At 39.4% G+C, this 25964-nt stretch carries 21 protein-coding genes; 13 read left to right on the top strand and 8 right to left on the bottom strand.

The features are described from left to right. Window positions 1-2: 2 nt before the first annotated feature. The 3 genes from RT138_RS07810 to purH all read right to left on the bottom strand — a co-directional run bounded on the left by RT138_RS07810 (window position 3) and on the right by purH (window position 3582). Window positions 3-1181 (bottom strand): AIR synthase related protein, encoded by a 1179-nt coding sequence (locus tag RT138_RS07810; RefSeq protein WP_313190221.1) that lies wholly within the window; start codon window positions 1179-1181, stop codon window positions 3-5. A 141-nt stretch (window positions 1182-1322) separates the two neighbouring features. After that, a complete protein-coding gene (locus RT138_RS07805) occupies window positions 1323-1934 on the bottom strand; it encodes a hypothetical protein (RefSeq protein ID WP_313190220.1) in 612 nt (203 codons plus the stop codon). Window positions 1935-2055: 121 nt separating this feature from the next. Next, window positions 2056-3582, bottom strand: a complete 1527-nt coding sequence (gene purH / locus RT138_RS07800; protein WP_313190219.1) for a bifunctional phosphoribosylaminoimidazolecarboxamide formyltransferase/IMP cyclohydrolase — start codon at window positions 3580-3582, stop codon at window positions 2056-2058. A 140-nt stretch (window positions 3583-3722) separates the two neighbouring features. Here purH and RT138_RS07795 point away from each other — a divergent pair, with 140 nt between their 5' ends. Then, window positions 3723-4910 carry an esterase gene (locus RT138_RS07795; protein WP_313190218.1) on the top strand — a complete coding sequence of 396 codons (1188 nt, stop codon included), beginning with the start codon at window positions 3723-3725 and terminating at the stop codon, window positions 4908-4910. A gap of 241 nt (window positions 4911-5151) precedes the next feature. Here the strand turns inward: RT138_RS07795 and purN are convergent, their stop codons facing one another. Further along, window positions 5152-5727, bottom strand: coding sequence for a phosphoribosylglycinamide formyltransferase (purN, locus tag RT138_RS07790; protein WP_185210444.1), 576 nt, complete (start codon window positions 5725-5727; stop codon window positions 5152-5154). A gap of 135 nt (window positions 5728-5862) precedes the next feature. Between purN and RT138_RS07785 the strand changes: the two genes are divergently transcribed. The 3 genes from RT138_RS07785 (at window position 5863) to RT138_RS07775 (ending at window position 7733) form a co-directional block, all read left to right on the top strand. Next, window positions 5863-6360, top strand: coding sequence for a hypothetical protein (locus RT138_RS07785; protein ID WP_313190217.1), 498 nt, complete (start codon window positions 5863-5865; stop codon window positions 6358-6360). Window positions 6361-6855: 495 nt separating this feature from the next. After that, window positions 6856-7284, top strand: coding sequence for an AraC family transcriptional regulator (locus tag RT138_RS07780; RefSeq protein ID WP_313190216.1), 429 nt, complete (start codon window positions 6856-6858; stop codon window positions 7282-7284). Between the two features lie 74 nt (window positions 7285-7358). Next, window positions 7359-7733 carry a RidA family protein gene (locus tag RT138_RS07775; protein WP_313190215.1) on the top strand — a complete coding sequence of 125 codons (375 nt, stop codon included), beginning with the start codon at window positions 7359-7361 and terminating at the stop codon, window positions 7731-7733. Window positions 7734-8070: 337 nt separating this feature from the next. Here RT138_RS07775 and RT138_RS07770 read toward each other — a convergent pair whose 3' ends face one another. The 4 genes from RT138_RS07770 to RT138_RS07755 are packed head-to-tail and all read right to left on the bottom strand — an operon-like array spanning window position 8071 to window position 12192. After that, complete coding sequence (locus tag RT138_RS07770; protein WP_313190214.1) at window positions 8071-9507, bottom strand: serine hydrolase; 1437 nt, start codon at window positions 9505-9507, stop codon at window positions 8071-8073. A gap of 20 nt (window positions 9508-9527) precedes the next feature. Continuing rightward, entirely contained in the window at window positions 9528-10271 is a 744-nt protein-coding gene (locus RT138_RS07765) for a response regulator (protein WP_313190213.1), read from the bottom strand. Next, window positions 10268-11308: a histidine kinase gene (locus RT138_RS07760; protein WP_313190212.1), complete on the bottom strand. Its 1041-nt coding sequence runs from the start codon at window positions 11306-11308 to the stop codon at window positions 10268-10270. Before RT138_RS07760 ends, RT138_RS07765 begins: the two co-directional genes overlap by 4 nt. 8 nt (window positions 11309-11316) lie before the next feature. Then, complete coding sequence (locus tag RT138_RS07755) at window positions 11317-12192, bottom strand: LiaF transmembrane domain-containing protein (RefSeq protein ID WP_313190211.1); 876 nt, start codon at window positions 12190-12192, stop codon at window positions 11317-11319. Between the two features lie 269 nt (window positions 12193-12461). Between RT138_RS07755 and RT138_RS07750 the strand changes: the two genes are divergently transcribed. The 9 genes from RT138_RS07750 to RT138_RS07710 all read left to right on the top strand — a co-directional run bounded on the left by RT138_RS07750 (window position 12462) and on the right by RT138_RS07710 (window position 25961). Further along, complete coding sequence (locus RT138_RS07750) at window positions 12462-12800, top strand: DUF3276 family protein (protein WP_093098970.1); 339 nt, start codon at window positions 12462-12464, stop codon at window positions 12798-12800. Window positions 12801-13059: 259 nt separating this feature from the next. Next, window positions 13060-15180 carry a DPP IV N-terminal domain-containing protein gene (locus RT138_RS07745; RefSeq protein WP_313190210.1) on the top strand — a complete coding sequence of 707 codons (2121 nt, stop codon included), beginning with the start codon at window positions 13060-13062 and terminating at the stop codon, window positions 15178-15180. A gap of 116 nt (window positions 15181-15296) precedes the next feature. Beyond that, a complete protein-coding gene (locus RT138_RS07740) occupies window positions 15297-16085 on the top strand; it encodes a hypothetical protein (protein ID WP_185218188.1) in 789 nt (262 codons plus the stop codon). A gap of 13 nt (window positions 16086-16098) precedes the next feature. Then, entirely contained in the window at window positions 16099-17259 is a 1161-nt protein-coding gene (locus RT138_RS07735; RefSeq protein WP_313190209.1) for a 1-deoxy-D-xylulose-5-phosphate reductoisomerase, read from the top strand. Between the two features lie 38 nt (window positions 17260-17297). Continuing rightward, window positions 17298-18608: an RIP metalloprotease RseP gene (rseP, locus tag RT138_RS07730; RefSeq protein ID WP_313190208.1), complete on the top strand. Its 1311-nt coding sequence runs from the start codon at window positions 17298-17300 to the stop codon at window positions 18606-18608. A 287-nt stretch (window positions 18609-18895) separates the two neighbouring features. After that, window positions 18896-19996 carry a glutamine-hydrolyzing carbamoyl-phosphate synthase small subunit gene (gene carA, locus RT138_RS07725; protein ID WP_254529861.1) on the top strand — a complete coding sequence of 367 codons (1101 nt, stop codon included), beginning with the start codon at window positions 18896-18898 and terminating at the stop codon, window positions 19994-19996. A gap of 318 nt (window positions 19997-20314) precedes the next feature. Next, window positions 20315-21613 carry a phosphopyruvate hydratase gene (gene eno, locus RT138_RS07720; RefSeq protein ID WP_313190207.1) on the top strand — a complete coding sequence of 433 codons (1299 nt, stop codon included), beginning with the start codon at window positions 20315-20317 and terminating at the stop codon, window positions 21611-21613. A gap of 220 nt (window positions 21614-21833) precedes the next feature. Then, the gene (locus tag RT138_RS07715; protein ID WP_313190206.1) at window positions 21834-22139 is read left to right on the top strand and encodes an FtsB family cell division protein; all 306 of its coding nucleotides are present in this window, start codon (window positions 21834-21836) and stop codon (window positions 22137-22139) included. 639 nt (window positions 22140-22778) lie between these two features. Continuing rightward, window positions 22779-25961 (top strand): SusC/RagA family TonB-linked outer membrane protein, encoded by a 3183-nt coding sequence (locus RT138_RS07710; protein ID WP_313190205.1) that lies wholly within the window; start codon window positions 22779-22781, stop codon window positions 25959-25961. The last annotated feature ends 3 nt before the right edge of the window (window positions 25962-25964 follow it).

Raw genomic sequence — 25964 nt, 5'->3', positions numbered from 1 at the left:
GTCTATTCGTATACAAATTCTCCAAAAGGTGAACGAATGGTCACTTTTTTCTTGTCTGCAGCTTCCACACGACCGATAATCTGGGCAGGGATACCAAAAGATTCAGAGATCTTGATGATATCAGCAGCGATTTCCTCAGGAACATAAAGCTCCATGCGGTGACCCATATTGAATACTTTATACATTTCTTGCCAATCGGTGTTGGATTCTTTCTGGATCAATTCAAACAGTGGCGGAATTGGAAAAAGATTGTCCTTGATGACATGAACATCGTCTACGAAATGCAGCACCTTTGTTTGAGCACCTCCTGAACAATGTACCATACCATCAATCTGGCTACGGTATTTGTCCAAGATCTGTTTGATCACCGGTGCATAAGTGCGCGTAGGCGAAAGTACTAATTTTCCGGCACTTACTTCTTCTCCTGTTTCTGTTTTAACCATATCAGTCAATGCCTTACCTCCAGCAAAGACCAAGTCATAAGGAACCGCAGGGTCAAAGCTTTCAGGATATTTCTCGGCAATGTACTTACTGAACACGTCATGGCGGGCTGATGTCAGACCATTAGATCCCATACCACCGTTATACTCTTTTTCGTAAGTAGCCTTCCCATAAGATGCTAATCCGACAATCACATTGCCGCCTTTGATCTTATGATTAGAAATAACATCTTCACGCTTCATGCGGCAAGTCACGGTGCTATCTACGATGATAGTCCTGACCAAATCGCCTACATCAGCAGTTTCTCCACCTGTAGAGTAGATGCCGATACCCAAGTCACGTAATTCAGCAAGGATTTCCTCAGTACCATTGATGATTTCGGCAATCACTTCACCTGGAATCAGGTTCTTGTTTCTGCCGATGGTCGATGAAAGAATTATATTGTCAATAGCCCCAACGCATAATAGGTCGTCCAAGTTCATGATGATGGCATCTTGTGCAATGCCACGCCATACGGATGCATCTCCGGTTTCTTTCCAATAAACATAGGCTAAGGAAGATTTTGTTCCGGCACCATCTGCATGCATAATGTTGCAATATTGCTCATCAGCTGCTAGAATATCTGGAACAATCTTACAGAAAGCTTTCGGGAATAAACCCTTGTCAATGTTTTTGATTGCGTTGTGTACATCCTCTTTCCCTGCGGATACACCTCGTTGGTTATATTTTAAATCTGACATCTTGCTGCAAAAATAAGCAAACCTCCCGATTATAGCGAAAAATTTTCGTTTAGAGAGGTTTGCAAATCGACATCTTCCTTATAATGCCCGATAATTATGGTAGACAGCAACTTCCTAAGACCTGTCAATTCCTTAAAATCCTTATTCCGAGATCCCTTTCGGGTCGAAACCATTGTTCTTGACCTTGATTAATTGATTGAACAAATGCAACATGAGGGTATCTGTCCTTGGGTCTTCTTTCAGGAATTTTTCATTTTCCTTATTGGTTGCAATGAGGTTGAACAATTTATCGTCCATGAAATAATACCGTACCTCACCCGCCTTTTTGGTTTTGTCCATATCAAATTTCGGATCTATGATATGGGTATTGTAATTGTACTGCTGTTCGAATACAAAAGATAGCTTATCATCCTTCAGGTACATGTCCTGCAAGGAATAACCACCTTCACCATAGTTCCTCGCCTTGATAAGTTCTAATTTGTTGTTCTTGAAGTAATATGTGGCCACACCGCCCTCCGTTGACTCATGTACCTGTGCAGAGTCTATTTTATCCCAATCTTTGATAGCATTGATCCTTTCAAAGTTTTCTCGGACAAGCAATGTCGAATCCGTGCTTGCTGCCACTGAACTGTCAATCCCTTCCGTATCTGCTACCAGAGTGCTATCTGAAGTTGTGTTACCTGAATTTTTATTTCCTTGGCAAGCAGCTAAAGCTAGGACTGCTGCCAGTGAACATATTGCTAGTTGTTTCATATAATTTTTTAATAGTCTGCCTATGGAAGTACAAAAATAATTCCAAGGATGGGTAGCAACAAAAAAGCCCCTCGTATGAATTACGAAGGGCTTTTGTTTCAGCCTGAGCTTAAATTTTTTATTAATGTTTGAAGTGACGAACGCCAGTCGTTACCATAGCAACTCCTTTTTCGTTGGCCATATCAATTGACAATTGATCTTTGATCGATCCGCCTGGTTGCAAAACTGCTGTAACACCAGCATCTCCAGCAATTTCAACACAGTCAGGGAATGGGAAGAATGCATCCGATGCCATAACGCTGCCCTTGATTTCAAAACCGAAAGATTGTGCTTTTTCGATCGCTTGCTTCAATGCATCCACACGAGAGGTTTGACCAACTCCTGAAGCGATCAAGGTACCATCTTTAGCGAATACAATAGTGTTCGACTTGGTATGTTTAACAATCTTGTTTGCAAAGTATAGATCTTTCAACTGTTCTTCGCTAGGTTTTACCTCCGTTACAGCCGTCATTTGTTCAGGACCTTCTACGGTATTGTCCTTATCTTGTTGGATTACCCCGTTCAATAGAGTTTTGAATTGCTGCGTTGGCAATTTAACCTCTTTACGACGAAGGATAATTCTGTTTTTCTTAGCCGTCAAGATCTGTAATGCCTCTTCGGTATAGGAAGGAGCGATTAAGACTTCAAAGAATAAGTTGTTGATTTCTTCTGCGGTTGCTTTATCCACTTCGCCATTGGTGATCAATACACCACCGAAAGCTGAAACAGGGTCACACGCTAATGCTGCTTCCCAAGCTGCCTTGATGGTAGGTCTTGAAGCTACTCCACAAGCATTGGTATGCTTAAGGATAGCGAAGGTAGGCTCCTCGAATTCATCGATAATGGCTACAGCAGCATCTACGTCAACCAGATTGTTATATGAAAGCTCTTTACCGTTCAATTTATCGAACATAGCGTCAAGGTTACCATAGAAAACACCTTTTTGGTGTGGATTCTCTCCGTAACGAAGAACTTGAGCATTTTGTTCAGATTGTTTGAATACGTCTAGAGGCTCTTCTTGATTGAAGTAATTGAAGATAGCCGTATCGTAATGCGAAGAAGTATTGAATGCGCGTTTAGCGAATGATTTACGTTGTTCAAGAGAAGTTGCACCTTCTTGAGCCGCTAAGATTTCTTCCAGTTCGGTATAGTCGTTTTTCGAAGAAATAATGACTACATCATTGAAGTTTTTCGCAGCAGCACGGATCAATGAAATACCACCGATGTCAATCTTCTCGATAATATCTTGCTCTGAAGCACCAGAAGCTACAGTTTCTTCAAATGGGTAAAGGTCTACGATTACTAAATCGATCTCTGGGATTTCGTATTCCTCTAATTGTTTTTTGTCGTCTGCCAATGGACGGCGAGACAAAATTCCACCGAATACTTTCGGGTGAAGCGTTTTTACACGGCCACCTAAAATGGAAGGGTAACCGGTTAAATCTTCAACACGTTCTACAGGGATATCTAAATCACGGATAAAGGACTCAGTGCCGCCAGTGGAATAAAAAGTAACTCCGAATTTGTTTAGTAGTTGAATTAGAGGTGCAAGGTTATCTTTATAATAAACTGAAACCAATGCATTTTTAATCTTAACAGGATGATTCATTGCGTTTTGTTTGGAGCCGCAAAGATAATTATTTAAAATATAATTTTCTTGAATTTTATTACATAATTAAAATGCTCTGGCTAAACAGTTTTAAATTATTAGTATATTGGATTATCCAATTCTAAAACAAAAAATTGACCATGAAGAATCACCTTATATTTTTAATGACCTTTGCCCTCGGCCTCATCGGTTTGGATGGAATTGCTCAGGAAAACATTGGTGCTAAAGAGAACAAAGTCAGTTCCCCTATCGTTGCCGAAGACAATTCGGTTACCTTTAATTTGGTTGCTCCTGACGCAAAAACTGTGTATTTAACGGGAAATTGGATGGTTCAGAAGCCGCAAGAATTGCCTAGAGTTGCAATGAAAAAGGATGCTTCTGGGCTATGGTCGGTTAAACAGGATAGTTTAGGGTCAGACCTATTTCTCTATAACTTTATTGTGGATGGCGTGCGCATAAATGATCCTTTGAATGTGTATCAGGTGAGGGATGTGGGCACTGTCTTCAATTACTTTATAACCAATGAAGGGAATGCCGATTATTATAAGACCATGTCAGTACCTCATGGTTCCATGATCAAGCAATGGTATCCCTCTCGGATAAATAAATCTGAACGGAGAATGACCGTTTACACCCCGCCAGGTTATGAGTCTTCCAAGGAGAAATTTCCAGTGCTGTATTTATTGCATGGAATGGGAGGGGATGAAGATGCATGGCCAACCCTTGGTCGGGTGGCGCAGATCATGGACAACCTGATTGATGAAGGTAAGGTAGTGCCGATGATCGTGGTGATGCCTAATGGCCATACCAGCAATTCAGCGGCCCCTGGTTTTTCAGAAAAGGGAGAGTATAATATCGAGTTTTTTACGCCCGATGTAGGTTCGGGAGATATGGAATCCAATTTTGATGAAGTCATAAACTTCGTGGAGTCGAATTATAGAGTCATTAAGAATAAGAAAAACCGTGCAATAGCTGGTCTGTCCATGGGCGGATCCCATGCCATGTTTATTTCCAGTTTCTATCCGAACACTTTTGGATACATAGGTTTGTTTTCGGCTGCATATAGGATCAATGATAAGATAAAAAGAGAGGTCTATGATAAGTTTGATGAAAACCTGCTGAAACAAAAGGAAAATGATTACGAAATATATTGGATAGGTATGGGGGAAGATGATTTTCTTTATGATACTGGAGCTGATTTTAGGAAGAAGTTGGATGGGATAAAATTGGATTATATTTACCATGAATCCGAGGGTGGTCATACTTGGTCTAATTGGAGGGATTATTTAGTGGAATTCGGTACCTTCCTCTTCCGAGATTTTGATTAGACTAGGAGCAATAATATCCTAAGTTAAATAAGAGTTATTTGAAAGGAAATCTTTGGGTTTCAGTTTGACCTCATTCGAGACACATTCGGAAAATTCGGAATGTGTCTCGAATGAGGTCAAGTAGTATACGGGGAAATTTTGAGTTTATTGGAATGCTGAAGCAGGCCTCGAAGATAATGAAAAAGGAGCTGTCCCTGAGGTAGCTCCTTTGTTATGTTTATGAAATTAAACTAGGTTAAGTTTAATTGTATTTTTTCAACAGGTTCTCGATTACTTTAGGGTAATGTGCATGTTCAAGTTGTTGACCATTGAACTTTAGTATTTCCAAGGTGTCTCCTGGCTCTACACGGAATCTTGCCTGATGAATGATCTCCCCTTCATCGAAATTTTCATTTACAAAGTGAATGGTAATCCCGTGCTCGTCTTCACCAGCTGCCAATACTGCTTTATGTACTTTATCCCCATACATGCCTTTACCGCCAAATTTTGGCAATAGGGCAGGATGTATATTGATGATTTTGTTTGGAAAGCTTTTTAAAAGGTTTTCAGGCACTAACCATAGGAATCCAGCTAATACTACTAAATCAATTTCAAGTCTTTTTAACAAGTCAACGATTTCATCGGTTTGGTAGAAGTCGTGCTTATCAAAAACATGCGTAGGGATTTCGAAATTATCTGCACGTTGTAAAACATATGCATCCGGGTTGTTACTTAGGACTAAGGCAACTTCGGCGCTGTCAGAGTATTTAAAATGCTCCATGATTTTTTGAGCATTCGATCCAGAACCAGAAGCAAAAATAGCAATACGCTTTTTCACAATGTGTTATCGTTTGAAAATTTAACTTTAATTTTTCACAAATATAGCTGAATTTTTCCAATAAAGGGCGGTTTGCCCTCCATATTGGGGTATTTTTTGTTAGATTTAGGGGCATTAAGCTCAAATTATCAGGTTATGAAGAATATTATTTTAGTCCTATTGGCTGTTTTCGCAACCGTTAGCTTGTCGGTAGGGCAGGTTCCGGAGAGGATGCCTTCATTTTCCAAATTTAGTGATATGTATACGGGGGCCAAGTTTAGTTCTGACTCTCTAAACCGAAAGCATACCCAGGTATTTATCCTGTTTGATCCCGGCTGTGGGCATTGCCAAGAGCTAGGTCAGGGCATTGCCAAGTCCTTAGGAATGATTCGGGATGATGTTGATTTCTACTTTATATCCATGCAGGAAAAGCCATTGGTGGATGGGTATATCAATATGTTTGCAAAAGGCTTGCGGAATGATAAGCGTGTCAGATTCCTATACGATCCTGAAGGTGAATTTATTTTAAGTTTTAATCCCAAAAATTTTCCTTCGACCTATATCTATGAGGCCGAATCTCTACAAATAATCAAACAATTTGACGGTGAAAACCGTGTTGAAACGCTACTTCCGTACCTTCAAAAACAGGACTAGAGCATTAAAAACCTTACATTTCTTATATTTTACTTTATATTTCTAAAATTTTCCTAATAAAATAAAGTGATATTACTTATTTAATTGTTTTCATATATTTACATATTGAAAGTTTTTAAGGAAAAAACTGTTCTTGATTGGTAGTAGATAGTAAATTCTAACAAAAAGGATCTTGGTTTTGGAGATAACATAGATGCAGGCAACGATTTGTGCGAATGTGAAGACCAGAAAGAAAGCTGAAATCAAATTTTAGAAACATTTTTGAACAAACAATTGATGGTATTTGAGTTTTACGGGGCGATAAATTGCTGGAAATGAATGGTATTTATTTCTTTGGGGGTAATTTAACTGAAGGTTCGTATAAGTGGAAAATATATTTTCAAGCCGCATTAAACATTTTCAAAATTCTTTAGTCTTTGCGAATATCAGCCAGTCGATAATAAAATATTGTAATGGCCAAGAAATTACAATTGGGGTTGAAGTATACATTTATTTATGATTAACATTTATAAGGAATTAACTTATCGCGATAAGGAATCTTTTATGGCGGTAGAAACTTTGATTATGTCACTTGATTTAGGACCTCAGAAGCAATTGGTGCTGAGCCAATTTCCGAACTGGGTGAATATCGCCAAGGATTATATCAAGGAACATTGGAATAAACAGATCACTCTAGATGAGTTGTCGCATCTGTGTGCGGTTCATAAAGTAACAATATCGAAATATTTCGAAAAATATGCAGGGAGTACAGTACTCCTATACCAGCGGAAAATAAGGATTATTCGAGCAGTTGAATTGATGCATTTTAGCGGTTATTCGCTTACAGAGATAGCTTTTTTGTGTGGTTTCTCGGATCAAAGCCATTTTACGAGGTACTTTCGTCAAATGATTGGATTCTTGCCTAAGGAGTTACAGAAGAACTGACGCTAATATCGTTCTATTTTAAATTTTAAGCATAGGTTTATTTTGTAACAAGCGAATAAAATCAATTGTTTAACATGAAAATATTACAGGGAAACCGACTGCCAAAACCAAATGGACATTATAGTACAGCCATAGTATCAAATCATTTTCTGTTTGTGTCGGGTCAGTTGCCCATATCGGCAGATGGAAAACATCACGAGCACGATGATTTCGAAAGTCAATTTACTGTTGTATTTCAGAACATTGAGAATATTCTATTAGCTTCTTCGAGCAGTATGTCGAAGATTGTCAAGGTTACAGCCTATGTCTGTGATGTGAAATATTGCCCCCAATTCAATGCTTTGTTTGCCGATTTCATTGGTAAACATAAGCCTGCCCGGACGGTTGTTCCGGTTGCTGAATTACGTCATGGATATATGCTCGAGGTAGACTTGATCGCAGAAGTTTAGTGTTGCACACATTTATTAAACCCGTATATTCCTTTTCATTCGAATAATTGAGTTTAGTAGCGTCCCTGAAGGAAAACTAGTTTATTTTCTTTCTTAGGAAGTTCCAGATCAGATTAAAGATGGAAAAGCGATTGGTTTTTTTCTTCATTTTATCTCCAGTGTAAATTTTTATCCCAGGATGGATCTTGAAATTGGAATGTAAATTAATAAGAGAACTAAACAATGAAAAAGGGAGGTTTCCACTGGAAATCTCCCTTTATTTTTATTTTTTCAAACGCCAGTTAATTTTGGCGATTGGCGTGGTGAATCTTAGTCTTTAAGCCACTGCTCGGCAAGGTTATTTCGTAGAAAGTACTTTTTCCAATAATGCCGTGCCTACCTTTCCCAATTCATTACTTGAGTTGGAAAGCATGATCACCACCGATTTTTCATCGGGTACAAAACCTACAAATGCATTTGATCCAGCTGTTGCACCAGTATGATGGTAATAAATAACGCCATCCAACATGTTCATATGCCAAGCTAGACCGATGTCACTGTTTGGTGGCACGAAGAAGGTGAACTGTTTGGTCAAGTTCATGGCTTTTTGAACATCAGTTTCTGGGTAGGTCAATTGCGCAATGGTATATCGCAGAAGGTCATTTACACTCGATTTCAGGGATCCCGCAGCGGTAATGGCCTGGAAGTTCCAGAAAGGAACCTGTTGGCCTTCTGCATCAAATGGTGGAGCGATGTTTTTTTCCTTTGGGTTCAATTTATCCGTGCTGTTCGTCATTTCTAAGGGGGTCAAGATCATTTCCTTGACCATGGTCATATATGGCTTTTTCGAAATGGTCGATAGGAGCTCGCCCAATAAGCCATAGCCTAGATTGCTGTACTCGTAGACCGTTCCTGCCTCTTCTTTGGATTTGAAGCTTTTTAAGAATGCATACAGTGCTTTTTTATCGTATGCAGCATAGGGATCACTGCTGGAGAATTTTGGGACCTTATTCCAGTTGTCTGGAAGCCTAGGTAGGCCTGAGGTATGGTTTGCCAACATCTTGAACGTGATTTTTTGCACATCTGGATTTTGGGCTACGGAGTCTGGCAGAAATTTCGCGATGCTGTCTTCTAAGGAAATGGTTCCTTTATTGACCATCTCCGCCAATAAGGTGGCCGTAAAAGTTTTGGTTACCGAACCGATTTCATATAACGTATTGGCATCAGGAAGCGTGCTGTTTCCCGGAGTGGTTTCACCATAAAAAAATGTATTGATCTTGTTTTGGTGAATGACAGCAACTGCAAGGGAATGTGCATTTCCATTTTTCGCATAATTGCGGGCTACTGAGTCGATGTATTGATCCAAAGGACTTTTAGCTTCTACATTGGAAAGGATTTCCTCCTTTTTCGGTGCTTCATCAGGGGAGTAAGGTTTTATTAAAAAGGTGTTGTACCTCATGTTGGAGTCAATGGCAAGCTGCATCGTCAGGGTTTCCTGTTGCAATTCCACTTTATAGGTTGCCAATCCTCTGCTAAATCCTGTTTTAGTCACATTCTCAATGCGGCCTAGGATAAAAAGATTGTCCAGTAATTGAGCCATCTTTTCCTTGCTGATGTTTTGTTTAAAACCATCACTGGCAAGATTGTAGATGGAGTCAACTTGCTGGGAATTGAAGAAAAATTCAATTCTATTGAATACGGCCCTGTTGTTATTCTCGTCAACCGTCTGGGCTTTCACAGTGCCCAAACAAGATAAAACTAGGATAATGAGGAGGTTGATCGCTTTAATTCTCATGCCCAAAAATACAAAACAAATTATAAACCTATAACTTGCTTCAATCTTGCATAGCCAGACTTGCTGATATTGACCTTCTCACCAGTTAGGAGGGTGGCAATATAGCTGTCCTTTTCCATGGGTTCTATCTTTTGGAGTTGATCGACTTTTACGATAAAGGAACGGTGGACCCTGACATATTGTTTAGCATCCAGTTGTTTCTCAAAGGAGCTCATGGTCTTGTTCTTTAAGAACATGCCGTCTGGGGTGTGGATTTTCACATAATCATCATAGGCTTCCAGGAAATTGATCTGTTGGACCGGGATAATCTTGATTTGGTTACCCGTTTTAACCACGATGCGTTCCAAGGAAGTATCCTCTTCCATGGATTCCTGAAGCTTGGCAGAGTCTATTTTTGGTGCTTGCTGGCCATTGAATGAGGCCTTGAATTTGTCAATTGCCTTTTGAAAGCGATCCGGTCGGATTGGTTTCAAGAGATAGTCCACGGCGTTTTTTTCAAAGGCCTTGAGTGCATATTCATCAAAAGCTGTCGTAAATATGACATGGGGCTGGTTGTCTAACAGTTCCAGCATTTCGAATCCGGTCAGTTTTGGCATTTGAATGTCCAGGAACACCAAATCAGGTTGGAATTGCTGTATAGCCTTTACGCCTTCGAATCCATCGTTGCATTCTGCCAATACTTCAAAATCTGGGTGTTCTTTTAAATATTCCAGGACCATGCTTCTCGCTAATGGTTCATCGTCTATAAGGATTGTCTTTATCATAGTTGAGGGATTCTTAGGGTGGATATAAATGTACTTCCATCGACAGCTGTTTCCAATAGGTCAGTCCTGCCAAATAGGAGGTACAGTCTTCGCTGAATGCTGGTCAAGCCAAAGCCAGTTCCTTTTTTCTGTTCAGGTTGATCCTGTTCGAAGGGATTGCTGATTTGGATGGTCAACATATTGTTCTCTAAATGGATACTGGTTCTAATGGTTACTTGGTCCGTCACATTGTAAAGGCCGAATTTAATGGCGTTTTCTACCAATGGCTGCAAGATCATTACAGGGATCGTGCCATTGAGAACGCTTTCATCATAATCAAATTCGGTACTGAGTCGATGTCCGAACCTTACTTTTTCAATATCCAAATATAAGCTTAAATGATTTATTTCTTCTTCTACGGTCGTAAACTGTTTTTCATCCTTTCTCATGGTACCCCGAAGGAAGTCTGAAAGTTGGAAGACCATGTTTCGGGCTTCCGTAGGTTTGCTGCCGATGAGCGCGATGATGGAATTTAAGCTATTGAATAGAAAGTGGGGTTGCAATTGCTGTCTTAAATTGTAGAGCTCGGCATCTCGAACCATACGTTCACTTTCGTCTTTTCGTCTTTTGTTGAATACGAGTTCCTCCTGGATATTCCAGAAGATATTGATGGTCATGACGCAAGTGATGATCAAGAAGTTGATCACAAAGCGAAATGGAAGGCTAAAATCTAAATAGACCAGGTTTTCATCGGGGGAAAGCTGAATAATCAAGATGCGGATGATGAGAACACTGATGGCTGAGAAGATTGCGGCCATGGAAAAAAGCTTCCAATAGTTCTTGTTGTTTGGAAGATAGAACTGAAGGGTGCTATAGATCAGATAGGAAATTCCGGTCATGGTCAAGGCGCCGATGACTGCATCGTAAGCAGCAGTGACCTTGGCAATGTTTGACCAAAGCAAAAGTCCATAAACAATAAGGAAATATAAAACACAAATAATCCACGAGGAGGCATGGATTACATAGCGTTTGGATTGTTCACTAATGGGTTTTTGCATGCCTAAAACTAACTGTTCTTAATGGTTAATCCTCCAAATAGCGAGGTACCTGTGATATAGATCTTTTTGTTCTCGTCCGTAACGACTTCGATCATGGGTCTTCTGTCGTCTACCTCTCCAAAAATAGAAGATACGTTGGAATATACTTTCCAATTGGTAGGGACGATGATTTTGGTGCTTCCAAACAATTGGAAGGTATCTATAACGACAGGTTGTTTCAGATCGGCCTGTAGAAAGTTCAACTGGGTGCTTCCAAATACCGAGGTAATATTGCCACCCAAGAAATTTTTGCTCAGGATGACCTTTTTGGTGTCACTGAAGAAGTTGTCTACTTTCAGGTAGTTTTCGAAATCGGGCAGGAAATTTCTACCGTATGGCCTATGCTCAGTACCGGGGGCCTGAGCATAGGTATCGTTAGGGTTTTGAGTGCCGGGGTTAGTTGGCCCTTCTGTATTCCCTGGATAGTCTTGGTTTACGCGTTTGTCCCAGTCGTACTCATCGTTGCGCGGAGGAGTCGTTGGAGGCAATTGCGGGGTGTTTTTGTTACGATTGATCAAATAGAAGCCCAGTGCAATAGCGGCTGCAGGGATCAAGAACCTACCTAAGTGAATATCCAATTCATTCTTTAATAAGAATACTGAACCGATAATGATCAGGACAATAGAGGATTTCTTTTCAAATTTTGAATTGACCCCAATTACCAGACCGATGACAATCAAGATGGTCTCCCATCCGAACATCCAATTCGGGATGATATTGCCCATGTTCAGGTTTTTGAATAGGATGGCTACTCCTAAAAAAACAATGATAAATCCGACTAAGTTGGAAGATTTGTTGTTTTTAGGTGGCTTTTCGTAATCTGTTTTCGTTGTTTGATTATTCATGATATTGTTTCCTTTTGAATTAGTTTACTCAAAAGTATAGCGAATATAAGCATAGCCACAGAGCAAATAGGTCTCTTGGGCATTTTTTTCGGTGAATAACTGTATTTAATCGGTAAAAATCCAAATTCGATTTGCAATCTCTTCAAGTCAAGTGCAAATTTTTAATTATTATAATAATAATTTTTAAATAAAATTTGGATGATTGAAATTAAATATTATATATTTATGACTGAAAATAGAGGGTTAAACTTAAATTTTATATTAATCTAATGGGAGATTTTGACAATAAAGAGCGTGAAGAGGTATTTTCAAAAAAGGTGAGAGCGGGCAAACGTACTTATTTTTTTGATGTGAAAGCCACTCGCTCGAACGACTATTATGTGACAATTACAGAAAGTAAAAAGCGTTTCGAAGACGGACAGTTTATTAAACACAAGATCTTCCTTTATAAAGAAGACTTTGAAAAGTTTGCAGAAGGCCTTCAGGATGTAGTTGAATACATTAAAGCTAACCAAGAAGTTGTTGAAAAAAGATATGAGCCAAATCAAGACGAAAATGGTTTTGAGAACAATGGCGAACTAGTACAAAAAGACAATTACTCTTTTTAATTTAGTTTTGAATACATAATTAATGGGCCACTAAGATTTAGTGGCTCTTTTTTATTGGCAGCTGCATCTTCATTGCAATTCCCTTATTGACGGACAGTAAGATGGTCCGTCTGATAATCCTCCAATAATAACCGTTTGATCCCATTGCAGTTTATGCTATCGATTTCGTTAAATATGTTACAGGTATTATTTTACTAGATCGGTAAGAATTTCCTATTTTCGAAGATTTATTGAAACAAATTACTAATTACGAAATCATATGAACAAGTTGTTTTCAGCGGCTTGTCTTACGCTGTTTATCTTGTCGACAGCAGGGGCAGACGCACAAACGAAAAAATTATCCTATGAACAGGCTTGGAACCAAGCACCTTCATTGACCAAGACGATCAGTCGTTTTGAAGGTTGGGCCGATGCCAATCATTATATAGAAAGGGCTAACAATCAGCTCTTCAAAGTCAATGTAAAGACTGGGAAGAAAGAAAGTTACAGCTATCCTGTGAACAGTTCGACTCAGGTTTTTGTAAAGGACAAGGATGTTTTTATCCAATATCCGGAAGGAGAGGCCAAGAAATTGACGAATTCCCCTGAAGTGGAAGAGCAAAATCCAACCCTTTCGCCAGACGGTAAATATGTAGCCTTTACGAGAAAAAGCGATTTGTATGGCCTAGAAATAGCCTCTGGTAAAGAGGTTCGCTATACCACAGATGGGACGGACGTAATCTACAACGGTTGGTCTTCATGGGTTTATTATGAGGAAATCCTAGGTCGCCCTACCAATTATAGGGCTTTCTGGTGGTCACCTGATAGTAAGGAAATTGCTTTTATGCGTTTTGATGACACCAAGGTTCCCATGTTCCCGATCTATGTTTCAAAAGGTCAGCACGGCTATCTCGAAGAAACTCGATACCCTAAAGCAGGCGACCCTAACCCGGAAGTAAAGGTAGGATTTGTGAAAGTTGAGGGGTCTCCAATCGTTTGGGCAGATTTCAACGAGAAAGATGATCAATACTTTGGACAGCCATACTGGAGCTTTGACAGTAAATCGATCATGGTGCAATGGATGAACAGGGAGCAAAATACCTTGAAGTTCTATGCTGTGAACCCTGATAATGGACAAAAAACGGAAATCTATAATGAGGAGCAGCCAACATGGATCAATTTGGACCATGATGAGCGTATCACTTATTTGGCAGATAACAAACACTATATCCTGAAATCGGATAAGACGGGATGGGCACATTACTACCTATATACCTTGGATGGTAAATTGCTGAACCCTATTACACAGGGTGATTGGCAGGTGACTTCCATTGAGCGTATCGATGAGAAAGGTAAAATCCTTTATTTTTCTGCGAGAAAAGAGAATTCAGCAACCAAGGATCTATATAGAATCGGCTTTGATGGCAAAAATATGCAGAGATTGACATTTGGCGACTATACACACAATGTATTGGTGTCGCCTGATGGGAAATATTTCATCACGAACTACTCCAATATCCACACGCCAAATAAGGTTGCCCTTTTGGACAACAAAGGAAAGGTTTTGAAAGAATTGGCGGATAGCAAAGCTGATGATTATGCAAACTATAAAGTGGCAAAACGCGAGTACATGACCATTCCTTCGGAAGATGGGAAGTTTAATCTTCCATTGATCATCACTTATCCTACGGATTTTGACGAAACGAAACAGTATCCTGTGATCATGAGTATCTATGGTGGCCCTGATGCGGGTACCGTGAGAAACACATGGAAAGGGGTGAACGGTGAATATTGGTCTCAAGAAGGTATTATTCAAATTGAAGCTGACCATAGGGCTTCTGGCCATTTTGGAAAGCAAGGTGTGGCATGGATGCACAGAAACTTAGGGAACTGGGAATTGGTGGATTATATCACCGTTGCCAAATGGCTCAAAGCTAAGCCTTTTGTGGCTAAAGATAAACTATTGATCACTGGACATAGTTACGGTGGTTACATGACCTGTCTGGCATTGACCAAGGGTGCCGACTACTTTGACTACGGAATAGCGGGTGCGCCTGTAACGAGCTGGGAATTATATGATACCCACTATACCGAGCGTTGGATGGATACCCCTCAATCTAACCCTGAAGGCTATAAAAATGGTTCTATTTTGCCTTATGTAAATCAATACAAAGGTAGGTTGCGTATCATGCATGGCGATATGGATGATAACGTGCATATGCAAAATACAATTCAGTTGGTGGATGCATTGACCGATAGGGCGGTTCCATTTGAACTGATGATCTATCCTGGAAGCAGACATGGATTCAACCGTTCGAAAAGTGCTTATGATTTCAAGGAAAGAACAAGGTTTTATTACCAATACCTATTGGACAAACCTGTTCCAGAAAATTTAAGGTAAGAATTGTCGATAAAAGGCTAAGAATATAAAATCTTAGCCTTTTTTTATAACACATAGCGGTTCAAAATAATTGATTCCACCGAAAAAATTATCATATTTGCAATATTATTCATGCCATGCTAGATTTTCTAAAAGACATTACATTTAAAGCTAACGACGTTGTTTTAAGAGCAATAGATATCCTCATGAGGAATTATATTTCTATCGCTGGGCTGTGTTTTTTAATTTTTGTAACTTCTAATCTTTCCTCTTTTCTAGCGATGTATTTGGATTCTTCGAATCTGATCGTGAAAGTGCTTTTATTGCTGCTTTTTGTGGCTATCTATTTTGGTCTGCAATTAGTGCTTTTAAAGAAGGCTATTTTCTTGGCTAAAGATGAGAAAAGCCATGGCTTGATGGATTACCTGCCGACCATGTCTCAATTTTGCTATTACATCTTGGGGCTTTTGCTTTACAGTTTGATCGCATTTGTGGTTTACATCGTTATGTATGTGGCATTGTTCCCTTTATTGTATCTAGGGGTCAACATGAATACGGTTCAGACCGAGATTCACCCGTTTTTGACAGGTGTAATCATGTTGTTCGTATTGATAAGGACCACCTTCTTTCCATTCTTCATCGTGGAGAATGGCTTCAATACCTTCAAGTCATATCGGTTCAGTCTGGCAATGACGAAGGGGAATGTTTTGAGGCTATTGGCCATTATCTTTATTATTGCATTCACTCATCTACTACAATTAGGTACTGAATACATGGGGTATTCCTTGGTTTCAAAGATCTTGAGTCTTATCAATTCCTTTGTGATTATTCCTGTGGTCAGCGTTGTTATGTCAATTGTGTATATTGACATGATTAAAGCCTATAAGGGCAGTTCTGATCCTTCCCTTATGGATAACATTATATAAAATCATTTAAGTTTTGAGTAAAAGGAAATTAGCCATATTAGGTTCTACGGGCAGTATTGGGACACAGACCTTAGAAGTAGTAGAACAATATCCTGATCATTTTTCGATTACTGTACTATCTGCCGGAAGAAACGCCGATTTATTGATTCAACAGGCTCTTAAGTTCAGGCCAGCTGCAGTGGTCGTTTGTGAAAAGACGGCTTTTGAGAAGGTAAGCGATACGTTGCAGGGCAAGGGCATCGACGTCCTGTTCGGAGAAGATGCACTGGTGGAGACCGTGAAACGGGATGATATAGATATCGTCCTGACGGCAGTGGTTGGTGCTGTAGGGCTAAGGCCCACTGTTGCGGCCATTGAATCGGGGAAGGATATCGCTCTGGCCAATAAAGAGACTTTGGTGGTTGCTGGGGAACTGATTACAGGCTTGGTTGAAAAACATCAGGTTAAACTGTTGCCGGTTGACTCGGAGCATTCCGCTATATTTCAATGCCTGGCCGGTGAAGAGGCTAACCCTATAGAGAAAATTATTCTTACAGCCTCGGGAGGTCCCTTCCGTGGGAAATCAATCGAAGATTTAAAGTCGGTGACGAAAGCGCAAGCTTTGAAGCATCCGAATTGGACAATGGGGGCTAAAATAACCATTGACTCGGCTTCTCTGATGAATAAAGGATTGGAAGTGATAGAGGCTAAATGGCTGTTCGGTTTAGAATATGACCAGATCGATGTCATTATCCATCCGCAATCCATTATCCATTCGTTGGTGCAATTTGAAGATGGTTCCCTGAAAGCTCAGCTGGGCTTACCAGACATGAAGCTCCCCATTCAATATGCCTTGACCTATCCACAGCGATTTGAAAATAACTTTAAGCGATTTAGTTTCTTGGACTACCCAAATTTGACTTTTGAACAGCCCGATATGGAGGTTTTCCGAAATCTGAAGCTGGCATTTCAAGCCCTAGAAGCGGGTGGTAATGCGGCCTGTGTGCTGAATGGTGCCAATGAGGTGGTTGTTGATGCTTTTTTGAATGACCAGGTTGGTTTTCTACAGATGAGTGAAATCATTGAAGAGACATTGTGTCAGGTGAAATCACAAAAAACGTTAAGTTTAGAGGATTATTTACAGTTCGATTTGGAAAGCCGGACTGTGGCACGAAGTTTAATAGAACGTATTTAAATAATTAAATAGTAAATAAAATAATAAAAATATAATCAATGGGAATTGTAATCATGGTTGGGCAAGTACTTTTAGGCTTGTCATTATTAATCATCTTGCATGAGCTTGGGCACTTTCTAGCTGCTCGGGCATTCGGAATCAAGGTGGAGAAGTTTTATCTTTTCTTTGATGCCTGGGGTGTGAAATTGTTCAAATTCAATTATAAAGGTTGTGAGTATGGTGTGGGCTGGTTGCCGTTGGGTGGTTATGTGAAGATCGCGGGTATGATCGATGAATCGATGGATACTGAACAGATGAAAGGCGAACCACAGCCATGGGAATTCCGTTCTAAACCGGCTTGGCAACGTTTGATCGTTATGCTGGGCGGTATCATTGTCAATGTTATCGTTGGTATCGTCGTTTTCTGGATGTTGACCTTTAAATATGGAACTACCGACTTTAACAATACGCAGCTTTATGGTGTAAAACCAGGCATTATCGGTGAAAAGGTAGGCTTGAAAGAAGGGGATAAGATCCTTGCCGTAAATGGCAAAAAAGCGAATCTGTTCTATCAGGACCTGTTGACTTCGGATGTGTTGATGGGGGATGCGGTGTTGACGGTAGACCGTGCAGGTCAGCAAATGGAGATAAAATTGCCTAGCGACATCCTGAATGATGTCTCTGAACATAAGAAGAACGAGTTGGTTCAGCCTATGTTCAAGATGCTTCCCGTAACGATGGTCGAGAAGAACAGTAGGGCAGAAAAGATGGGATTGCAAGTAGGGGATAGCATTGTTTCGATCAATGGTGTTCAAGTGCAGCAATTGGATCAATTCAAATCAGAATTGGCGGCAAATAAGAATAAGGAAGTGAACTTGGATATTGTTCGTAAAGGAAGTCCAATGGCTTTAACGGCAGCTGCAGATAGCTCTGCTACCCTAGGTTTCCTAAACCTTCCAGTAGTTCAGCATAAATATGGCTTTATGGAGTCCTTGCCATTGGGCGCAAGCAAAGCTTTCTCGGTGATTACGGATAACATCAAGGGATTCGGAAAGATTTTCAAAGGTGAGGTTCGTGCTGATAAAGCGCTTTCAGGCCCGGTAGGGATTGCAACCATGTTCGGTACAGAGGTGGATTGGTTGAGGTTCTGGAGTCTGGTAGGTATGCTTTCTATGGCCTTGGCCTTTATGAATATCTTGCCCATTCCAGCATTGGATGGTGGTCACGTGATCTTCTTGTTGATTGAGATGATCCAAGGGAAGCCATTGAGTGATAAGTTCTTGGAGAAAGCCCAGATCGTTGGGTTCTTCATCATTATCGCACTGATGATATTCGTTTTTGGAAACGATATTTTCAAATTGACGAAGTAATTTATTCAAAGATATGGGAAGCCCTGCGGTGTATAACCACAGGGCTTTTTTAATGGAAATAAGGTAGAGAATAAATTAAAAAACTATTGTTTGCGAATTAAAATAATTTGTACCTTTGTCTCCCGATAAAAATGAAAGAGACCTTCTACCCAATAGCATTTCAAAAAGTAGTTTCTACTTCTCGTCAATATATTAATTGATCTGTTAGCCCGTTTGGGCTTTTTTTATGTTTAGGAGTTAAGGAAATCTATCAGTAAATTAGTGATACGTTTTAACTAGAAATAAGAATGACCAACTACAGCAAATTGCCAGCAATTTTAGTCCTAGAGGATGGAACAGTTTTTCATGGTAAAGCCGCAGGAAAGATCGGTACTACTACAGGTGAGATTTGTTTCAACACTGGTACGACTGGCTACCAAGAGATCTTTACGGATCCTTCCTATTATGCACAGATCATGGTTACGACCAATGCGCATATCGGAAACTATGGTATCGATGATGAGGATGAAGAGTCTAAAGAGATTCAGATTGCAGGTTTAGTTTGTAAGAACTACAACATCAACTACAGTCGTAAAATGGCTGACCAATCTATCCAGAATTATTTCGAGGAAGAGAATTTGGTGGGTATCTCTGATATCGATACGCGTTCTTTGGTTCGTCATATCCGTAGTAAAGGTGCGATGAATGCGATCATTTCTTCTGAGAACCTAGATGTAGACTCCTTGAAAGCAGAATTGGCTAAGGTGCCTTCTATGGATGGTTTAGAGCTTTCTTCCCGTGTTTCTACTAAGGAACCATACTACTATGGTGAAGAAGGTGCTCCTACTCGTATAGCTGTGTTGGATTTAGGGATCAAAAAGAACATCTTGAGGAACTTTGATTCTCGTCAGGTATATGCAAAGGTTTTCCCTGCTAAGACTACATTTGCAGAAATGCAAGAGTGGAACCCTGATGGATACTTCATTTCAAATGGTCCTGGTGACCCTGCTGCAATGGATTACGCGATCCAAACGGTTAAAGATATCTTAGCTGCTGATAAACCAATGTTCGGGATTTGTCTTGGTCACCAAATCTTGGCACTTGCAAATGATATCAGAACACAAAAAATGCACAATGGACACAGAGGTATCAACCATCCTGTTAAGAATATTATCGCTAATAAATGTGAGATTACTTCCCAAAACCACGGTTTTGGTGTAGTAGCGGAAGATATTGAAAACTCGGATAAAGTGGAGATCACGCACGTGAACCTAAATGATAATTCGATCGAAGGTATCCGTGTAAAAGGTAAGAATGCATTCTCGGTACAATACCACCCTGAATCTTCTCCAGGTCCTCACGATTCAAGATATCTGTTCGATGATTTTATCGCTATGGTAAAAGGATAATTTCAGATAAAATATAAATCAGGTCGCATCTTTATGTTGCGGCCTTTTTTTGTGACTTTAAATTCGAGTGAGAAGGACAGTAGGGGATATTGGATGGTTTTGTATATTTTGAAAGTTGCTGTGTGCGGGATTTTCGGTTGAGTTTTGCGATTTTCATAATATTCAATTTAGCAATGATTTAATTTTTCTAAGCATTAAGCCGAATCACTTAGATTTTTCATATTTTTGATAAAGTAAGAATTATTGTTATATTAGTGTCTTAGATACACTAAGTAAGGTATTTAACGAAGTAAGATATTTAAATAAACCACACATAAAATGAGCTTGATAATTGACGTACATGCGCGCCAAATTTTAGATTCGCGCGGAAATCCTACGATAGAAGTTGATGTAACAACGCAAAACGGTTTTGTTGGCCGTGCAGCAGTTCCTTCAGGAGCTTCTACAGGTGCACACGAAGCGGTAGAATTACGCGACGGTGATAAAAAGAAATACTTGGGAAAAGGTGTTTTGAAAGCTGTTGAAAACGTAAATACAAAGATTGCAAAAGCTTTAGAAGGTGTTGACGTATTTGAACAAAACGCAATCGATAAATTGATGATCGATTTAGATGGTTCTGAAAACAAAGGTAAATTAGGTGCTAACGCTATCTTAGGTGTTTCTTTAGCGGTTGCTAAAGCTGCAGCTCAAGAAAGCCGTCAGCCTCTATATCGTTATATCGGTGGAGTAAATGCCAATACTCTTCCTCTTCCAATGATGAACATTGTAAACGGTGGTGCTCACTCCGATGCGCCTATCGCTTTCCAAGAGTTCATGATCATGCCTGTAGGCGCTGAGTCTTTCTCGGAAGCCCTACGTTGGGGTGCTGAGGTTTTCCATAGCCTTAAGAAAATTCTACACGACCGTAACTTATCTACTGCTGTAGGTGATGAAGGTGGTTTTGCTCCAACTTTTGAAGGTACTGAAGATGCTATCGAAACTATTTTGGAAGCAATTAAAAAAGCTGGTTACAAACCAGGAAAAGAAATCTGTCTTGCGCTTGACTGTGCTTCTACTGAGTTCTTCGAAAAAGGTAAATATGATTACGCTAAGTTCGAAGGTAAAGGTGGAGCAGTTCGCAGCATCGAAGAGCAGGTAGATTACCTAGCTGAATTGACTGCTAAATACCCTATTATCTCTATTGAGGACGGTATGGCAGAAGATGATTGGAAAGGCTGGAAATTATTGACAGAGAAGATCGGTGACCATGTACAATTAGTTGGTGACGATTTGTTTGTTACAAATACAAAACGTCTTCAAGAGGGTATCGATAAAGGAATTGGTAACTCCATCTTGGTTAAAGTTAACCAGATCGGTTCTTTGACAGAGACTATCAACGCTGTTCATTTGGCTCAAACCAATGGATATACTTCGGTAATGTCTCACCGTTCAGGTGAAACCGAAGATACAACCATTGCTGACCTTGCGGTAGCTCTAAACTGTGGTCAGATCAAAACTGGATCAATCTCTCGTTCAGACCGGATCGCTAAATACAATCAGTTGTTGCGTATCGAAGAAGAGTTGGGCGAGAACGCAAAATTCATCGGAAAAGATTTTAAATACGCTCCGAAAAAATAATTGACTTTCTAGTCAGGGAAAAGGGGACCTTTGGGTTCCCTTTTTTAATGGCTTCTGTTTTAGCAGATCAGTTTATGGCTTCTAAAGGCCTTTAGGTTGTTAAAATATTTATTTTTCCACAATGGTTAATTTAATTATTCCAATATGCTGTTTCTGTACTTGTATAGTTCATCTTAAAATAGTTATCTTTAACCGAATTTTAATTGCTTTGGTCTAGCCTATGGAACGTTTCATTAATACTATCCGTAATCAATATCTTATCGCAGGAGTTGCATTCTTAGTTTGGATGTGTTTTTTCGATCGTTACGATATTACTACCCAGTACAATTTTCAGACTGAGAAAACCAAATTGGAGCAGGAGAAAGAGTATTATACCAATGAAATTGAAAGCATATCCCAGTCCATCAAAGATGTGCAATACAACCAAAGTGAGATTCAACGTATCGCCCGCGAAAAATACAAAATGAAGAAAGACCAAGAAGATGTCTATATCATTACCGAAATAGACGCTCAGGAGTCAAAATAGTTACAATCCCCTTTCTAGTTTTACCATTCTCTCCATGATATTGCTTTGCAATTATCACGGTTTTGTCATTTAATCTGACCATCAGTTCGATAAGGTTTTTCCGATTCTTCCCTTCTGTTTTCATTAATAAACATGTGTTAGGAGTATCTGAGGGCTGTTTTTTTGACTCCCTCATCAAAATGAAATCAAATAAATCTATTTGCAACTAAATAATATATGTATTGAAATAATTGTTCTTATAATGATTAATTCAAATTGTGTTTGGAATTGCCATGGTAGTTATATTTTGCCGTAAAAATTATAAATAATTATACAAATGAGCCAAATATGTTTTAAATGTCCTTTAGTATAGGTTGTAAATTGAAAATATTCAAAAACTATATTTCGTTTATTTGGTAAATATGTAATGTTAATTCTTATCGGTAAGAATATTAGATAATTATAAATTACATTAATAAATATTAACGACAGTTGATTTAACAAAAATACGCGCTGATTCTGTTCAATAAATATTTTTACTTAAAACGCTTTGTTTAGATAAAATATTGACTTTTTTAATATTTTTACGGCATTAATAACTATTTATTTAGCCGTAAGTCTAATTTTTATTAACAATTACAATTAAAAGATCAATTTTTTATGAAACAAAAATTACTCTGTCTTCTTTTTGTGTTTACATGCCTAATTGGGCAAACGTTTGCACAAAATCAAAATCTGAGTGGTACTGTGACCTCAGCGAATGACGGGCAGGCCTTGCCTGGTGTGTCAGTTCGTGTGTCTGGTTCAACGAATGCTACTCAAACAGATGCAAACGGAAAGTACACATTAACCAATGTGTCTTCTGGAAGCAGCATCACATTCTCATTTATCGGTTATTCGTCTCAAACGGTAACTTTTAACAACAATGCAGTTATCAATGTTCAATTAAGCTCAGCAGGTGAAGAACTTGATGAAGTGGTTGTCGTTGCCTATGGTACAGCTAAGAAATCTGAAGTAACAGGTTCCATGGCTACCATGAGTGCTGAAGATTTGGACAAACGTACCGTATCCAACGTATCCAATGCATTAGCTGGTATGGCTCCAGGTATCTCTGTTTCTTCAGGAAACGGTCAACCCGGATCTGGTGCTAGCGTACGCTTGAGAGGTATCGGATCCATGAGTGCTTCAAGTTCTCCATTATATGTGGTAGACGGTGCTGTATTTGACGGTAACATCGGTGATATTAACGCTGATGATATCGAAAGTATCTCCATCTTAAAGGATGCGACTTCAGCTGCTCTTTATGGATCTAGAGCTGGTAACGGTGTGATCATGATCACAACGAAAAAAGGTCGCGGTCCGGCAAAATTAAATGTTGGCTTAACTCAAGGTATTACGGAAAGAGGTATCAAAGAATACGAAACAGTAGGTATCAATGATTATTATCCTGTTGCATTCCAGGCTATCAAAAACTCAAGAATGTTCCCTGCTAGCGGAGCTCAAGGTGCTTCAGAAGCAGATGCGAATAAATATGCATTCGATAATATCAAGAGATTCCTAGCTTACAACCCATTCAATGTTGCGGACAATGAAATCGTTTCAATGGACGGTACCATGAATCCAAATGCAGGTTTGAAATACGATGATTTCAACTGGTTTGATGCTATTCAACGTGTTGGTAAAAGAACTGATGCCAATATGAACATCGGCGGTAGCAACGAAAAAACTGACTACTACGTTTCATTGGGATATTTGAATGATGAAGGCTATATCCTAAACTCAGATTTCCAACGTTTCAACGGAAGGATCAATGTAAACTCTCAGATAAAAGATTGGTTAAAAGCAGGTGTTAACATTTCTGGTGCTATGTCTGAAGGTTCATTAGCTTCTGATGCTTCAACAGGTAATGGTAACTCCTACATCAACCCATTCTCGTTTATCAGAGGTTTAGGTTCGATCTACCCAGTTCATGCATTTGATGCAACTACAGGAGCTCCAGTTGTTGATCCAGTTACTGGAGAACAATACTATGACTACGGAATGCACCCAGGCGCTGTAAACAGACCTTCAGGAGCAAGTCCAGGTAGACACGTTATTTACGAAACTATCTTGAATACTCGTCTGAACAAACGTACGATGTTAGGTGGTAGAGCTTTCTTGGATATTAAATTCTTGAAAGATTTCACATTCACACCTTCGGTTAGCATTGACCTTTCAAACAGAAACTTCGATTACTCTTGGAACAATCAAGTAGGTGATGGTGTTTCTTACAATGGATTAGGTTCAGCTGAAAACTACATCACGAAATCATATACTTTCAACCAAGTATTGCAATATAGAAAATCATTTGATTTACATAACGTATCTGCAATAGCGGCTCACGAAAACTATGACTATCAATTCAGCAGCAGAAATGCGACCAAAACAGGACAGATTATTTCTGGAATCACTGAATTAGATAACTACGTAACTCCACTTTCTTCAGGAGGATACAAAAACGTGAACCGTCTTGAATCTTACTTCGCTAAAGCATCATATAACTACGATGAGAAGTATTATGCAGATGCATCATTCAGAACGGATGGTTCATCGATCTTCGATGATAGCAAAAGATGGGGTAATTTCTTCTCAGTAGGTGCTGCATGGGCTATCAACAAAGAGGACTTTATGTCAAGCGCTACTTGGATCAACGACTTGAGATTAAAAGCTTCATACGGTCAAGTTGGTGTCAACCACCTATTGGATGTAAACGGAAATACAATCTATTACGGATATCAAGCGCTTTACAACCTTGGATGGTCTAATGGTGGATTGCCAGGAACTGTTCTTAGTTCATTACCTAACCCTAACCTGACTTGGGAGTCTTCAAATACATTCAACCTAGGTGTGAACTTCGCTTTATTCAACAACAGATTAAGAGGTGAGGCTGAATACTACAAGAGAGGTTCAGACCAGTTATTACTATCCGTTCCACGTCCTCTTTCTTCTGCAGTTAGTACAGAATTCAGAAACGTTGGTTCGATGTACAATACAGGTTTTGAATTGTCATTATCAGGTGATATCGTAAGAAACGATAATTTCACTTGGACAATGACCAAAAACTTCACCACCTTCAAAAACGAAATCACGAAGATGCCGGTTGAATCTCCAGTTATTACTGCTGGAAACAAAAGAAGAGAAGTTGGTAGAGATTACTACTCTTTCTGGTTGAGACAATACGCTGGTGTTGACCAAACTGATGGTGCTGCTCTTTACATCCCTGCAGAAGGTACTGCACAAGAGAACATCCGCGTAGTGGATGGAAAAGAATATGTAACCAACCAAAACTATGCGAAATTCGATTATTCAGGTACTTCAATTCCTGATGTAATGGGATCCATCATCAATACCTTCAACTATAAAGCATTCACATTGTCTTTCTTGTTGAACTACCAGATCGGTGGAAAAATCTATGATAGTAACTACGCTGGTTTGATGAGCACAAACTCATATGGTAAATCATACCATGTTGATGCGATGAAAGCATGGACTACGTCAAATACTACAAGTGATATCCCTAGATTAGACCAAGCGAACAGCAACAACATCAATGCTGCTTCTACTAGATGGTTGACTAGCGCGTCTTACTTTAGCATTCAAAACGTAAACTTCCAATATAGATTACCAAGCAGCTTGTTGAACAAAATCGACCTGTCTACTGCACGTGTATTCTTAACTGGTGAGAACTTAGCCTTAATCTCAAAACGTAAAGGTATGAATCCTACAGAAAGCTTTGATGGATCTGTATCATCTACTTATTTGCCGACTCGTATTTTCAGCATCGGTGTAAATGTTGGATTTTAATTA

Origin of the sequence: Sphingobacterium sp. (genome assembly GCF_032065005.1) — a bacterium.
GTDB lineage: Bacteria > Bacteroidota > Bacteroidia > Sphingobacteriales > Sphingobacteriaceae > Sphingobacterium.
The sequence above is the reverse complement of the archived record's forward strand: the minus strand, read 5'-3'. Positions and strand labels throughout refer to the sequence as shown.

Excerpts from the sequence above, each read along its gene's own strand:
- RT138_RS07750 (WP_093098970.1), top strand. The coding sequence starts at position 12,462 with ATGGGAGATTTTGACAATAAAGAGCGTGAAGAGGTATTTTCAAAAAAG.
- RT138_RS07755 (WP_313190211.1), bottom strand. The coding sequence starts at position 12,192 with ATGAATAATCAAACAACGAAAACAGATTACGAAAAGCCACCTAAAAAC.
- RT138_RS07770 (WP_313190214.1), bottom strand. The coding sequence starts at position 9,507 with ATGAGAATTAAAGCGATCAACCTCCTCATTATCCTAGTTTTATCTTGT.
- RT138_RS07740 (WP_185218188.1), top strand. The coding sequence starts at position 15,297 with ATGCTAGATTTTCTAAAAGACATTACATTTAAAGCTAACGACGTTGTT.
- RT138_RS07785 (WP_313190217.1), top strand. The coding sequence starts at position 5,863 with ATGAAGAATATTATTTTAGTCCTATTGGCTGTTTTCGCAACCGTTAGC.
- RT138_RS07710 (WP_313190205.1), top strand. The coding sequence starts at position 22,779 with ATGAAACAAAAATTACTCTGTCTTCTTTTTGTGTTTACATGCCTAATT.
- RT138_RS07775 (WP_313190215.1), top strand. The coding sequence starts at position 7,359 with ATGAAAATATTACAGGGAAACCGACTGCCAAAACCAAATGGACATTAT.
- RT138_RS07805 (WP_313190220.1), bottom strand. The coding sequence starts at position 1,934 with ATGAAACAACTAGCAATATGTTCACTGGCAGCAGTCCTAGCTTTAGCT.
- RT138_RS07765 (WP_313190213.1), bottom strand. The coding sequence starts at position 10,271 with ATGATAAAGACAATCCTTATAGACGATGAACCATTAGCGAGAAGCATG.
- RT138_RS07780 (WP_313190216.1), top strand. The coding sequence starts at position 6,856 with ATGATTAACATTTATAAGGAATTAACTTATCGCGATAAGGAATCTTTT.
- carA (WP_254529861.1), top strand. The coding sequence starts at position 18,896 with ATGACCAACTACAGCAAATTGCCAGCAATTTTAGTCCTAGAGGATGGA.
- RT138_RS07795 (WP_313190218.1), top strand. The coding sequence starts at position 3,723 with ATGAAGAATCACCTTATATTTTTAATGACCTTTGCCCTCGGCCTCATC.
- RT138_RS07760 (WP_313190212.1), bottom strand. The coding sequence starts at position 11,308 with ATGCAAAAACCCATTAGTGAACAATCCAAACGCTATGTAATCCATGCC.
- purH (WP_313190219.1), bottom strand. The coding sequence starts at position 3,582 with ATGAATCATCCTGTTAAGATTAAAAATGCATTGGTTTCAGTTTATTAT.
- RT138_RS07810 (WP_313190221.1), bottom strand. The coding sequence starts at position 1,181 with ATGTCAGATTTAAAATATAACCAACGAGGTGTATCCGCAGGGAAAGAG.
- RT138_RS07715 (WP_313190206.1), top strand. The coding sequence starts at position 21,834 with ATGGAACGTTTCATTAATACTATCCGTAATCAATATCTTATCGCAGGA.
- rseP (WP_313190208.1), top strand. The coding sequence starts at position 17,298 with ATGGGAATTGTAATCATGGTTGGGCAAGTACTTTTAGGCTTGTCATTA.
- eno (WP_313190207.1), top strand. The coding sequence starts at position 20,315 with ATGAGCTTGATAATTGACGTACATGCGCGCCAAATTTTAGATTCGCGC.
- RT138_RS07745 (WP_313190210.1), top strand. The coding sequence starts at position 13,060 with ATGAACAAGTTGTTTTCAGCGGCTTGTCTTACGCTGTTTATCTTGTCG.